The organism is Paenibacillus sp. OAS669, from assembly GCF_014873645.1.
GTDB classification, from domain to species: domain Bacteria; phylum Bacillota; class Bacilli; order Paenibacillales; family NBRC-103111; genus Paenibacillus_S; species Paenibacillus_S vulneris.
The window spans coordinates 246,091-259,614 of sequence record NZ_JADBDR010000002.1; the positions used below are offsets into that span (position 1 = coordinate 246,091).

The 13,524-nt window shown below is 51.3% G+C and carries 9 protein-coding genes; 6 read left to right on the plus strand and 3 right to left on the minus strand.

The features are described 5' to 3' along the window. Nucleotides 1–57: 57 nt before the first annotated feature. Nucleotides 58–255 (minus strand): aspartyl-phosphate phosphatase Spo0E family protein, encoded by a 198-nt coding sequence (locus tag GGC63_RS06555; RefSeq protein ID WP_079909205.1) that lies wholly within the window; start codon nt 253–255, stop codon nt 58–60. Between the two features lie 178 nt (nt 256–433). Between GGC63_RS06555 and GGC63_RS06560 the strand changes: the two genes are divergently transcribed. Then, complete coding sequence (locus GGC63_RS06560; RefSeq protein WP_192701604.1) at nt 434–577, plus strand: hypothetical protein; 144 nt, start codon at nt 434–436, stop codon at nt 575–577. Between the two features lie 164 nt (nt 578–741). On the opposite strand, the gene GGC63_RS06565 is transcribed toward GGC63_RS06560, so the two are convergent. Both GGC63_RS06565 and GGC63_RS06570 read right to left on the minus strand, forming a co-directional pair. Next, nucleotides 742–3,450 carry an alpha-L-rhamnosidase gene (locus GGC63_RS06565; RefSeq protein WP_225947998.1) on the minus strand — a complete coding sequence of 903 codons (2,709 nt, stop codon included), beginning with the start codon at nt 3,448–3,450 and terminating at the stop codon, nt 742–744. A 24-nt stretch (nt 3,451–3,474) separates the two neighbouring features. Further along, entirely contained in the window at nt 3,475–4,482 is a 1,008-nt protein-coding gene (locus GGC63_RS06570; protein ID WP_192701605.1) for a hypothetical protein, read from the minus strand. 267 nt (nt 4,483–4,749) lie between these two features. On the opposite strand from GGC63_RS06570, the gene GGC63_RS06575 reads away from it, so the two are divergent. The 5 genes from GGC63_RS06575 (at nt 4,750) to GGC63_RS06595 (ending at nt 13,503) form a co-directional block, all read left to right on the plus strand. Beyond that, the gene (locus GGC63_RS06575; protein ID WP_192701606.1) at nt 4,750–5,703 is read left to right on the plus strand and encodes a dihydrodipicolinate synthase family protein; all 954 of its coding nucleotides are present in this window, start codon (nt 4,750–4,752) and stop codon (nt 5,701–5,703) included. A gap of 64 nt (nt 5,704–5,767) precedes the next feature. Next, nucleotides 5,768–6,400 carry an SGNH/GDSL hydrolase family protein gene (locus tag GGC63_RS06580; RefSeq protein WP_192701607.1) on the plus strand — a complete coding sequence of 211 codons (633 nt, stop codon included), beginning with the start codon at nt 5,768–5,770 and terminating at the stop codon, nt 6,398–6,400. 315 nt (nt 6,401–6,715) lie between these two features. Beyond that, nucleotides 6,716–9,418: a glycoside hydrolase family 78 protein gene (locus GGC63_RS06585; protein ID WP_192701608.1), complete on the plus strand. Its 2,703-nt coding sequence runs from the start codon at nt 6,716–6,718 to the stop codon at nt 9,416–9,418. Between the two features lie 24 nt (nt 9,419–9,442). Further along, nucleotides 9,443–10,744 (plus strand): alpha-L-fucosidase, encoded by a 1,302-nt coding sequence (locus tag GGC63_RS06590; RefSeq protein ID WP_192701609.1) that lies wholly within the window; start codon nt 9,443–9,445, stop codon nt 10,742–10,744. Between the two features lie 38 nt (nt 10,745–10,782). Continuing rightward, entirely contained in the window at nt 10,783–13,503 is a 2,721-nt protein-coding gene (locus tag GGC63_RS06595) for a hypothetical protein (protein WP_192701610.1), read from the plus strand. The last annotated feature ends 21 nt before the right edge of the window (nt 13,504–13,524 follow it).

Sequence of the window (13,524 nt, forward strand, 5' to 3'; positions counted from 1 at the left end):
CTTGATTTTGCTTGATTTCAATATAACACATCATGTAATGTTTATCAAGGGCGACTTCTAAAAAGAGGCTTTATTTTTAAGGAGGCTTGTCCGGTGATATTTAAGTCTTCTTTGCTGCAAGGTGACAACCAAATGGTCGATTTGCTGGCTTAATTCAACCACCCGGGGATCCACCAAGCTGCCGGATTTTTCAACCAATTGATACAGCCGGTTTTGCATCTTCTCCATATTACTTTTCAGCAATACATCATCCATTTTTCCCTTAGTCCCCAATCAGTTACATTTTTTTCCTCACATCGAGTTATTATAATACGAACGGAATGTAAAATATGTAAAACGCTGTCGAGGGTTTTGTTAAATTTTTATTACAAAATACATTTCCGTCTAGAAAATGGAAATACTAAACGCTATGGACAGAGGGGGTGAGCTGTGAATGGATAATGCCAAAGAAAATACGAAGAATAATCCGAACTTCAAGGAAAACAAGTTTACGGAGGAAGCAGTCATGCAGGCCAAAAATGCGGCCGATGTACCTCCAAGCTTAAATGAAATCCCTAAGGAAACGAATCCGCAGTAATTGTATAGCTTGGGATAGAGCCGCTGCAGCCTATAATGGCTTCGGCGGTTTTTTGCGCATTGCCGGTAGCCGAACCTATGTTACTGTTGGGAAAAAAGGGAAGAGGAGAGGCGCGGCTCCGACGGAACCTGGCTAAGCTGCAAGCCGCGCAGATCAAGGAGAACTTATAAAGCGCTGATAAACTCATAGGGACCGGATGACAATCGGACGACTTTATAGTCTGATTCCTTCCTTACGACAGAAATAGAGGAGGATTCCTCTACGGGTATACCATTTTCTGTCACTGCGGAACCGGAACTCGAAGGGATGTGCACTTCTGCTGTGCAATTTACGGGGATGGTCACTTTTAGAGTCAGAGACTTCCCTTCATTCTCATGAAAACTCTGCTGCCATTCAACATGAACCCGCCCCACAGGCAGCTGATGCTCTGCTCTAACGTATTCCATGTCATCAGGCACAAACGGCTTAATTGTGAGGTGATAGGAGCCATGCGAAGCATCATAATGGTAACGAATGCCTGCCAAACCCCAATAGAGCCATTCTTCCAGGTGCCCCAGCATAAAATGGTTCTGGGATTTGCCTACCGTCGGGCCGTCCCAGGCTTCCGTCAATGTGGTGGCTCCATGGGCGATCTGATACCCATAGCTTGGATGCTCGGTTGAGCGCGTCATTTGGTACAAGACGTCCGATCGGCCGTTCATGGCAAGAGCGAGCAGCACATAGCGGTGGCCTATATCACCGGCGTTAGTATGATATCCTCTCCGGCGAATGTCCTCAATGAGATGGTGGAGGACCGCATCTCTATGATGTTCTTCCACAAGCCCCAGGACTATCGGCATAGCGTTGGATGTTTGACTGCCTGTCGCGTAGTTGGATGTCTTTGGGTCAAAGAACGTGCGGTTGAACGCTGTCTTAATATTTTCCCCCAGGGTCTTATATTGAACCGCATCCTCGGCATGTTGCAGCAGCTCCGCCATTTGGGCAAAGATATCCACCATGTGGTAAAACATGGCGGTTTCCGTATGAGGGACTGGCGTATTCTTCGCAAAGCCGGGATCTCCTTCACCGACATCGTACCAATCACCCAGGCCGTCTTGAACAATATAGGAATCCGAGCATTGCGTGACATAATCGATATAGGCTTTCATTCCAGAATAATGCTCCGCCATGGGTCGCATGTTCCCATAGAAGCGGTACAGGTTCCATGCGGTCAGCACATAGGCGGCACCCCAGGATACGGAATCGCGGAAGCGATGCCATGGCTCCAGGAAGACGACATATTCCGGCGCCGTGGTCGGCACCATTCCGTTAGGAAGCTGGGTGTCGCGAATGTCCTCCATCGTTTTGATCAGTAAGGATTCGATCTGATAATTATAGATAACGGAAGGCCCCATCAGATGGACCTGCTCGAGCCAGCCGAGCTTTTCACGATGAGGGCAGTCGGTAAAAATACTTTTCATATTGCTTGCTATAGCCCAGTTAATCAATTCGTGCGTGCGGTTCAGCAGTGTATCCGAGCATTCGAAGCTGCCTGTAACCGGCGTGTCGGGATAGATCATTTGGCCTTCCAGCCGAAGCAGCAGTGGGGTAGAAGGGAGCCCGTGATCTCCGGCTGCGATGGCGGACGGAGCGGCTCCTTCGATCTGCACATAACGGAAGCCGGTATAGGTGAAGCGCGGTTTCCAAACTTCCTCACCGCTTCCGGCGAGAGTAAAATGCAGTTTGGTGGGGGAACCGGTCCATTTTTGATTGACGGTTCCGTCTTCCTTCAATAATTCTGCTGGAGTCAGAGTGACTTGCGCACCGGCAGGACCTTTTACCGTAAGCTCAACCCACCCGGAGAAGTTTTGTCCAAGATCAGCGACATACAGGTTAGGAGAGGGCTCCGTGAAGCTTACGGGCTGAAACGTCTTCATCACCTTTAATGGTGCCGTTTCTTGCGATTTCAGCTTTCCCGTGGGGACCTCTGCACCAATGGCATTCCTCCAAGAATGATCTTCCCGGAAACCGGCTTGATCCCAACCCTTTGGCAGCAGACGGGCATCGAAGTCCTCGCCGCCGTAAATGCACGTAAAGGTGATCGGCCCCGAAGAAGTTCTCCAGTCCGGATGACTTGCGATTGTATCCACTGAGCCGTCGTCATAGGTGACCTCCAGTTGAACCAGGCATTTGGGCCTGCCGAACGAGCCCTTATACTTGCGGTAACGGCCGCCGGTCACGTTGTAAAATCCATTGCCAAGCATAACGCCTGCCGCATTGGCTCCTGCTTGAAGATAATTTGTTACGTCGTATACGCAATAAAGACAAGTCTTATGATAATTCGTCCAGCCCGGCTCCAGCACGTTGTCGCTGACTTTATTCCCGTTCAGCCGCAGCTCGAAGTGCCCCAATCCGCATAAATAAGCTCTGGCTCTGGCTATCGGCTTATGCAGGTCGAATTCATGCCGGAACAGCGGCAGGGAGGCCCCTTGACCGGAGGAGAGCTCCGGCTCGGCAATCCAGCTTGCGGTCCAATCCTCGGCGTTTAAAAGTCCCATTTCCCACCACGAAGCAGGACTCTCGACCATGCTGCCGTCCTGATCCCATACCTGTATCTTCCAATAATAACGCTGACGAGATTGGAGCGGAGAACCTTGGTAAGGCAGATGAACGTTTTGTCTGCTTGCTACCTCGCCTGTGTCCCATATATTTCCATTCGCATCCCGCAATTCTGATTCTGAATCGGACACGATGATGCGGTACGCGGTTTGCCGCTTCGCCCAGGCTGAATCATTCCGATAGCTCCAGCTGAAAGCAGGGGCAGGGGTATCGATTCCTAACGGTGTTATTTTACTATTAACGAACATATCTCCAAGCTGCATCGTCGTTTTCATTCTCCTTTAAACCATTTTGTTTGGTCATTCACCATTAAATACAGGATGAGATGCAGCGACCGTAATCGTACGGAATTCTTTGCCATAATTGCAGGTGGGATCCCCTTCCTTAAACAGCCTGCAGGAGCAGTAAAAATGATACAGTACCCCGTCATGTGTGATGACCGAAGGCTTGTGAGCAAAGATGGAGTCGATGCTTCCTTCTTCTCCGACGGTAATAATCGGCTCCGGATATTTGTCCCAGTGAAGAAGGTCCCGAGACAGGGCAAGGCCTTCCTGGGCTTGCTTATAATTGAAGCCAAAGTAATACATCACCCACTGGTCCCCGTTACGGAGTACGCAGGGATCGCTTACAAAGCCGGAGTCCCAGCGCTCCGGAGATACCTGCAGCACCGGATTGTGCTCATATCGTTCCCAATGAACCAGATCGGTGGAGAAGGCGACTCCTGTCTGCTCGATCCATCTGCCTTTGTTCTTGTTCTTGGCATTATAAAACAAGTAGAATTTGTTGTCGTGCTCCACAAGGCATTCTTTGTACAAGCCGCCTTTTTCCCAATCGGCGCCTTCCTCCGGTGTAAGAATAGGGTCCGGGCAGCGATGCCAGGTCAGCAAGTCCTCATCCTCCGTCCAGGCGATGCCGATTTTGGCGGAGCCTTCTTCGTAGCCCGTATTTGGATAGGCATGATAGACCAGCCAATATTTGTTGTTCCATTTCTTGAGAACAGGGGGGGCGTCGATCCGGTTCTCCTTCAGAATCCAAGTGCCTGCGATATTGACGGAATCCCATCCAGAGCCTTCATCGCGCCGCAAGATGACAGCCAGATGCTCCCAATTCAGCAGATCCCGGCTTGTCGCCAAGGCGGTCTGGTATCCGATGCCGTCGAACCCGACGTACATCATATAAAATTGCTCGTTATGCCGGAATACGAAGGGGCAATCGACGGCATTGTAGTCGAAATGACCCGCAAGCCCGGAACCCGTCAGGACGGGTTTGCCGTATTTGTAAGGAGTTACATAGGCTTGAATATCCATGATTAACACACCTTTTCCTTTTGTCGTTACTGCCAAACCTCTTGCTATGCATATCTATCTGAAGATTACTACAGGAGCTTCGGGCGCTGAGGGGGTTATAGTATCTGAACTATAGGTTGATTGGACTTTCCGGCCCTTCTTCGCCGTGTGAAAGGTTTGAATCCCCCATTTGCGGCACGTCTGTTTGCCCTTATAGTAGAGAAAAAGAAACCATTGCCGGTCGAAGCAAGGTGATACTACAACGATCAGGCCAAGGAGCTGAAGCCTTTGAAACATAGCATTCCAAATGGAGTCTGGCCTACGATGATTACTCCGTTCACGGATTCCGATGAGGTGGATTACTTCGCATTGGAGCAGCTGATCGAATGGTATATCGGGCAGGGTGTTCACGGATTGTTCGCCGTATGCCAGTCCAGCGAAATGTTCTTTCTCTCTCTGGAGGAAAGAGTGCAGGTTGCCCGGTTCGTGAAACAAAGAGCCGCCGGGCGCGTACCGGTCATTGCTTCCGGTCATGTATCGGAACGATTCGAGGATCAGGTGGAAGAGCTGAAACGAATGGCGGATACCGGCGTCGATGCGATCGTATTGGTCAGCAACAGGCTGGCGGCCCCGGAAGAGTCGGATGAACTCTGGGTGCAACGTACCCGGAAGCTGCTTGACCGGATACCGGATGTGCCGTTCGGTATTTATGAATGCCCGTATCCATACAAAAGATTGCTGTCCCCGGCGATGCTCGAATGGTGTGCAAGCACAGGCAGATTTTTATTTCTGAAGGATACCTGCTGCGATTTGTCGGGGATTGCCAACAAGCTGGATGCCGTCAAAGGGAGTTCATTGCAAATTTTTAACGCCAACTCGGCGACATTACTGGCATCTCTGAGGCTTGGGGCTGCGGGGTTCAGCGGTGTGATGGCGAACTTCCATCCCGACTTATATGTGACGCTTACCGAGCTTTGGAAGAACGATCCGGACCAGGCGGAGAAGCTTCAGTCCTTTATTGGACCGGCTTCTTTAATCGAGCTGCAAATGTATCCTGCCAACGCGAAATACCACTTGCAGCAAAGGGGACTCCCCATCAAGATACACTGCCGTTCCAAAGACGTCACAGCATTCAGAGAAAATCATCGCTTGGAGGTACGACAGCTGGATAGCTTGTATAAGCTATTCAAGGAACAAATGGCTAAGGGAAGTGAGGGTTCCGTGTCCGAACTCGGACGGTAGCCCGCTGTATCATTGCCAGATTGCATAGAGCCTTTGTAACGAACAGATATAGGGAGGTCGTCATATGCCTTTTCAGGCGAAGGATAGAATTGTATTTATCGGCGATAGTATAACGGATAAAGGCAGGAAGAAGGATCCTGTGAAGCTGGGCTCGGGCTATGTGCGAATGCTGCACGATTCGCTTATGTCACTTTACCCGGAGCTATCCCTGAAGGTCATCAATGAAGGAGTGTCCGGCAACAGGGTCATCGACTTGGCCAAGCGCTGGACGCTGGATGTGATGGATCATCGGCCGCAATGGCTTTCGATATCCATCGGGATTAACGATGTGTGGAGACAGCTGGACTCGCCGGATATCGAGCAGGTGCATCCGGAACGCTATGAATCGGTGTACAGGGGACTGCTGGACCAGACCCGGTCCCTGCCGGATTGCCGGCTTATTCTGATGGAGCCGACGATTATTAAGGAATACCCGGAATCTACCGGAAATGGTTTGCTAAAGCCTTATGTGGAGATCGTTAACCGGCTGGCGGAAGAATACAGGGCGATTCTCGTTCCTACGCATCAAGCCTTTTTACACTTTTTGCAGTGCAACACAGGACAGGACCTTACTACGGACGGAGTCCATATGAACAGCCTGGGAGATACTCTGATGGCAACAACGTGGCTGAAAGCCGTTAGAAGCTATAAGAGGTAGATACGAATCCTTTTGAAACTTCCATCCTCATATGTTTCACGATATTTGCCTGGAGGTCATGCACCTTCAGGCTTTTTTATTATCAACATTCGGGGCTCCCCGCAAAGCAGCTGAATCAGACTCGCCTTGCCGAGTGGGGTTACTTGATTCAAAAGCATCGGGAACAATCATGATGGTGCCTGTCGGCGCCTATAAACAGGAGCCATTCGCCCTATATTGGGTCACCGGCATTCCTGTAAACTTTTTTATATCAAGTTATTTTATTGCAGGAGCTGCAAGGACTATAAATGACCTGACGAAAAAGGAGAGAAGAGGATGAGAATTTGCGGGCTAAAGACGGAATATACGGAAAATCCGTTGGGTCTCGATACAATGGAGCCAAGGCTAAGCTGGGTGATGGAGTCCGAAGCCTATGGCCAGCTTCAAACAGCGTACCAAGTGCTGGTTGCTACCAGCATAGACCAGCTGGAAGAAGATAAAAGCGATGTTTGGGATAGCGGTAAGGTGGTATCCGACCAATCCGTGAACGTGGTTTACCAAGGGAAAACGCTAGCCTCGCAGCAGGTTTATTATTGGAAGGTCAGAGTATGGGACAGGGACGGTAACGTCTCCCCGTGGAGCGAAATCGCTCGTTGGTCTATGGGAGTTCTTCGGGGGGATGAATGGCAGGCCAAGTGGATCGGCCGATCCAAGCCGCAGACTTATGAGCTTCTCCCGTCACCGTATTTCAGAAGGACGTTCCGGCTGGACAAACCGGTGCGGCAGGCTCTCGTATATGCCAGCGCCTTGGGACTGTATGAACTGTATGTCAATGGGGAGAGAGTGAGCGGCGATTACTTTGCTCCAGGGTGGACGGATTACCGCATAAGAGTCCAGTATCAGACCTATGATGTGACTGCTTACTTGCAGAAGGGCGAATCCGTATTGGCGGCCATTGCAGGTACGGGCTGGTATTGCGGCCATGTAGGAATGTTCGGTCCTAATCGCTACGGGGATAACCCGCACGTGCTGATTGAGCTGCATGTAGAGTATGAGGACGGCACCTCGCAGCGGATTGTTACGGATGAAGCATGGAAAACGTTCGCCAGTCCGATTGTTTATTCCGATCTGCTCAAAGGCGAAACGTATGATGCCCGACTGGAGCCCAAAGGATGGAAGCTCCCGGGATTCGACGATTCCGGCTGGGAGGCCCCGGTCGTGCTTACCGCCTACAGCGGGGTCTTGAACGCTCAAGTTGATCCGCCTGTGCAAGTCATGAAGGAGCTGCTGCCCGTTAGTATGAAAAAGACGGATCGAGGCACTTACTTGTTCGACATGGGTCAAAATATGGTCGGCTGGGTCCGGCTTCGGATCGAAGACGGACAGGAGGGGCAGCAAGTTACGGTCGCTTGCGCGGAAATGCTCAATAGCGATAATACGCTCTATAGCATCAATCTTCGCGAAGCGGTGCAGCAGGAGAACTACATCCTGGATGGGCAGGAGGAGGTGGTTCTGGAGCCGCATTTTACGTTCCACGGCTTCCGCTATGTTGAAGTATCGGGTCTAACCCACGCAACGCTGAATACGGTTATCGGAAGAGTTGTTCACTCGGCAACGCCGCAAACAGGCTGGCTTCAAACGTCGAACGTGATGCTGAACAAGCTTCTCAGCAACATTGAATGGGGACAGCGGGGCAACTTTATCAGTGTGCCTACGGATTGCCCACAGCGCGATGAGAGGCTCGGTTGGACGGGGGATGCGCAAATATTCGCCCGGACGGCCAGCTATAACATGGATGTGGGCCGGTTTTTTAATAAGTATATGATTGACGTCATCGATGCACAGCATCCTTCGGGCGCTTTCCCGGATGTAGCCCCGGACGGCGGCTGGGAGGAATTTAAGCATAACAACAAGGAGCTCAACTGGCATGCGCCGGATAACGGCGGCTGGGGGGATGCTGGCGTTATCATTCCATGGACTGTCTACCAAGTGTATGGCGACTTGAGAATATTGGAGCGATGCTATCCCGCGATGGTCAAGTGGGTAGAGTATCTGAAAGAAAAGAGCAGCGGCTTGATCCGGGAAGGCTATTCGAACTATGGCGACTGGCTCTCCGTTAATGCAGATACACCTAAGGATGTGCTTGATACCGCATATTTTGCCTATAGTACCTCCTTGCTTGCTAAAGCGGCGAAGGCGTTGGGAAATGACGAGGATGAACGGAAATACAACGAATTGTTTGAAGCGATCAAAAGGGCCTTCGGAGCTGCCTTCGTGAAGGAGGACGGCCGCATTAAGGGAGATACGCAGACGGTGTACGTGCTGGCCTTGAAAATGAATCTGCTCACCGAGTCCCAGCGCAAGCTGGCCATCGAGCATTTGGTGTCTAATATTCGCGAGCATGATCTTCATTTGACAACAGGCTTTCTCGGCGTCGGATATCTGCTTCCTGCCTTAACGGAAATGGGAAGAGAGGATATTGCCTACTCGCTGCTGACCCAGGATACGTTTCCTTCCTGGTTGTATTCGGTGAAGCACGGAGCTACGACGATTTGGGAGCGGTGGGATGCCTGGACGGAAACCGATGGTTTTCAGAATCCCGGCATGAACTCCTTCAATCATTATTCATTAGGCTCGGTGGGTGAATGGATGTATCAGACGATCCTTGGAATCAACGCGGTAGAAGAGCAGCCGGGGTACAAACATATTTTGATTCATCCGCGTCCGGGCGGGGGACTGCAATCTGCCAAAGGGGAGTTCAAGTCCGTATACGGTACCATCCGGGTTGAGTGGAAGCAGGAAATGTCTTATTTCCTATTAAAGGTACGCATTCCAGTGAACACTACGGCGACGATTCATGTTCCCGGCACCATCCTGATCGATGGCCAACGGGAAAGTCAAGGGGTGCTTCGTCTTGTGAAGACCAACAATCATGAGACCATATATGAAGCTGGCTCGGGAAGCTATACGTTTATCTCGAGAAGGATAAAAACGAATGCGGATTCAGGTCTTAGCGTATCGTACCAAGCAGGTTCATAACGATTCTAGTAAGGGGGAAACAGCATGACAATGGAAATCGAAGAGACAATCGGCGACAGCACATGGTTTACCCAGGACCGTTTCGGTTTGTTTATACACTGGGGCTTATATTCCTTAGGAGCCCGCCACGAATGGCTGCAATCCAGAGAAAGATTGAGCCCGGAAGCCTACAGCAAATATTTCAAAAGGTTTGATCCGGATCTGTACGATCCGGAGCTGTGGGCCAAGCTGGCGTCCGATGCAGGGATGAAATATTTCGTTGTAACGACGAAGCATCATGAAGGCTTTTGCTTATGGGACAGCAAGCTTACCGATTATCAGGCAACGAACACTCCGGCAGGACGCGACGTGCTGCGTCCGATGGTGGATGCGTTCCGTCAGCGGAATATGAAGGTCGGCTTCTATCATTCCTTGATCGACTGGCATCATCCGCATTATACGGTCGATCCGAAGCACCCTCTCCGCTTTGATCCGAATTTCATTGAGGAAAGCGCTAAACGTGATTTCTCTATATACCGAAACTATTTATTCGAGCAGACAAGAGAGCTGCTGACCGACTTCGGCCAGGTGGATTTGATGTTCTATGATTTTTCCTTTCCGGAAGAAAACGGATTGGCTGGCAAAGGCAAATCCGATTGGGGCAGTGAAGAGCTGGTCAAGATGATTCGCAGTTTGCAGCCGCAAATCTTATTAAATGATCGCCTTCAGGTCGGCGGTGATATTACGACGCCGGAGCAGTATATACCTACGAAATGGGTTCAGGTTGGGGGCAAGCGGGTGGTATGGGAGACCTGCCATACGTTCAGCGGTTCGTGGGGATACCATCGGGAGGAGGAGACGTGGAAGAGCGTTGAGGTGCTGATCAAGATGCTGATAGATGTTGTCAGCAAAGGAGGCAACCTGCTCCTGAACGTAGGCCCGACCGGACGCGGCGAGTTCGATGAACGCGCTGTAGACCGGCTGAAAGGAATCGGGGAATGGATGAAGCGTCACAGCAAATCAATCTACGGGTGCACTCAAGCGCCGGACATGTTCGAATGTCCTCAGGACTGCCGCTTGACCTATAATCCTCAAACGAACCGGATGTACCTGCATGTATACAGCTGGCCGTTTAAAAATATTCATCTCCGCGGTTTCGCGGGCCGGGTAGAATATGCCCAATTGCTGAATGATGCTTCGGAAATCCGGTTTAAAGAAGGCTTCGTCCAAAGCGGGATCGAAGAGGGAGCCTATCGTGAAGGAAGAGACGACAGTACCCTTACCTTGTCGCTTCCGGTTAAGCAGCCGAACGTTACGGTTCCGGTAATTGAATTGTTTTTGAAATAAGAGCATAGTGTCTGGGTAGGATGGGAGGTTAGACAGCTTTGAAAACTGTCATTCTTGGTTATGAAACGAATCCCGCACCGCGGGTGGCTTACGGAATCCGTAAGCTGGAAGAGGCATTGAGGCGTCACGGATATGAAGTACGGCACGAGAAGGCGCACTGGAGCTGGGATCAGTACCGCACGATGGAAGGGAATAAGATCTACATAGGCAACCGCTCCGAATCAGGATTTATTCAGCAGTTGGAAGAGCGGGACGTGCTGCTGTATCATACGAAAGCACCGGAGGGGGAAGGCTTCTATATCTCCTCCTGCCCGGGAAGCATTGTGATGATCGCCGGCGGAAGCGATTCCGGCGTATTGTACGGCTGCCTGGAGCTGGCGCGGCGTGTTCAGTCCGTCGGCAAGCTGCCGGAGGATCTCGCATTCGGTGACGCTCCAAGCTTTTCGCTCCGCGGACCGGCCATCGGGCTTCAAAAGACGACCGTAGAACCGCCGCGTCAAACCTATGAATATCCGATAACCCCGGTTCGGTTTCCATGGTTTTATGATCGGGAGCTGTGGCTCGACTTTCTGGATATGCTGCTTGAGCAGCGCTGTAACATCATATATTTATGGAGCGGCCACCCGTTCTCGTCACTGGTCAAGCTGAATGATTATCCGGAAGCAGTTGAGGTAACGGAGGACGAATTCCGCCTTAACGTAGACACATTCCGCTGGGTAGCGGAAGAGGCAGACCGGAGAGGGATCTGGCTTGTTCTGAAGTTTTACAATATCCATATTCCTCTGCCTTTCGCGGAAAAGCATGGGTTAAAGCTTCACCAGCCAAAGCCTTTGCCTATAACGAGCGATTACTATAAAAAATCGATCGCCGCCTTCGTTCGATCTTTCCCTAATGTAGGGTTGATGGTTTGCCTTGGGGAGGCGCTGCAAGGGCAGATCTACGGAGTAGAGTGGTTTAACGAGACCATTCTTGCAGGGCTTTTGGAAGGGCTGAAGGATTCCAAAGTCAAGGAAAAGCCGCCGATCATTCTGCGTTCCCATGCGATCGAGCCGCAAAAGGTGATTGAAGCGGCGCTTCCGTTGTATCCGAATTTGTATACGGAAGCGAAGTACAACGGCGAATCCTTGACGACCTATACGCCGAGAGGAAAATGGCAGGAGATTCATAACAGGTTGGGCTCTCTCCAAACTGTTCATATCGTCAATGTCCATATATTGGCGAATCTGGAGCCGTTTCGTTACGGCGCCCCTTCCTTCATTCAAAAATGCATGCAGGCGGCGAAGTATCGGTTGAAATCCAATGGGCTTCACTTGTATCCGTTATTTTTTTGGGATTGGCCCTATTCGCCGGATGCTCCGGAAGCAGGGCAGCCGCGTCTCAGACAAATCGACCGCGATTGGATCTGGTACGCCGCCTGGTTCCGCTATGCATGGAATCCGGATCGCGACCCGGACGCGGAAAAACAGTACTGGTCCGAGCTGCTTGGCGAGAGGTACGGCAGCCGGGAAGCGGGACTTGCGATCCTGGAGGCCTACGAGTCATCGGGTGAATGTGCGCCTAAGCTGCTTCGGCGCTTCGGCATCACGGAAGGCAATCGCCAGACGATGAGTCTCGGGATGACGATGAGCCAGCTGACAAACCCCGAACGCCATATGCCATGGCCGGATTTATGGGAATCCCAGTCGCCTCAGGGCGAGCGGTTAGAAGAATATATCGGCAGAGAGCTTCAAGGTGAGCCGCATGTCGGGGAGACGCCGGTTGACATTATCGCCGATGCGGAGCGGCATTCGAACGATGCGCTGCAGGCGATAGAGCGGGCGCAGTCTCTGGTGGTGCAAAATAGAGGCGAGTTCGAAAGGCTGCGTAACGATATCCATGCGATTCATGAGATGGTGGGCGTTTATGCCGATAAAGTGCGCGCGGCCATGAAGGTGTTAACCTATAAGCAGCTTGTCGCTAAGGATTATTTTCAACGCCTGGATTTGCTGGAAGAAGCGGCAGCCTTCCTCGAAGCAAGCCTGGAGCATTACCGGAAGCTGACGGCATTGACGGAGCAAACCTATTTGTTCGCTAACAGTATGCAAACGCCTCAACGGAAGGTTCCGATCCGCAACGGGCTTGAATTCAAGCACTGGAAGGATTGCTTACCGATATATGAGCTGGAGCTGGAACGCTTCCAATACCACTTGAATGAATTGAAGTCCGGGATAACACCGGAAGCCGTAAGGAACAGCAAGCAGCCGATAGCTCCCTGCAAGGAAGTACCGTTCACACTGCACTCTGCCCATGCAGAAACATTCCGTGTGGAGAAGGGAGCGCAGGTATTCACAGACGGGGATATTCATATCGTCGGCTGCGCGGAGGAATTGAACGGATTAACAGGAATCCGCTTCAGCCAAATGGAGGCTGGATTGCACGGTATAACGGTAGATATGGAGCTGCATCAACCGTCCAAGGTGCTTATCGGATACTTCAATTCCAAGGATCAGCAGTGGCTGCAGGTGCCTAGCCTCGAAGAAAATACACATGCCGACGATAGAGGGGGCTACACTCCGCTGCTGCGAAAGGGTCTTCGGCTGTATGCCTATCCGTCGGTCAATGTCCATGCCTTTCAATATGAGGCCGGCCGGCATACGATTGATTTTGGAAAGGGTGCCTATTTGATCCTGGGTGTTGTGCCATGGGAACAAGAAATCCGTCAACGGGATGTCGAGCATAAGAATGACGGTGTGGATACTCTGGATTGGTTATACGAGTAACGAGTGAAGGGAGCGGGCGTC

Excerpts from the sequence above, each read along its gene's own strand:
- GGC63_RS06555 (WP_079909205.1), bottom strand. The coding sequence starts at position 255 with ATGGATGATGTATTGCTGAAAAGTAATATGGAGAAGATGCAAAACCGG.
- GGC63_RS06560 (WP_192701604.1), top strand. The coding sequence starts at position 434 with ATGGATAATGCCAAAGAAAATACGAAGAATAATCCGAACTTCAAGGAA.
- GGC63_RS06565 (WP_225947998.1), bottom strand. The coding sequence starts at position 3,450 with ATGAAAACGACGATGCAGCTTGGAGATATGTTCGTTAATAGTAAAATA.
- GGC63_RS06570 (WP_192701605.1), bottom strand. The coding sequence starts at position 4,482 with ATGGATATTCAAGCCTATGTAACTCCTTACAAATACGGCAAACCCGTC.
- GGC63_RS06580 (WP_192701607.1), top strand. The coding sequence starts at position 5,768 with ATGCCTTTTCAGGCGAAGGATAGAATTGTATTTATCGGCGATAGTATA.
- GGC63_RS06585 (WP_192701608.1), top strand. The coding sequence starts at position 6,716 with ATGAGAATTTGCGGGCTAAAGACGGAATATACGGAAAATCCGTTGGGT.
- GGC63_RS06590 (WP_192701609.1), top strand. The coding sequence starts at position 9,443 with ATGACAATGGAAATCGAAGAGACAATCGGCGACAGCACATGGTTTACC.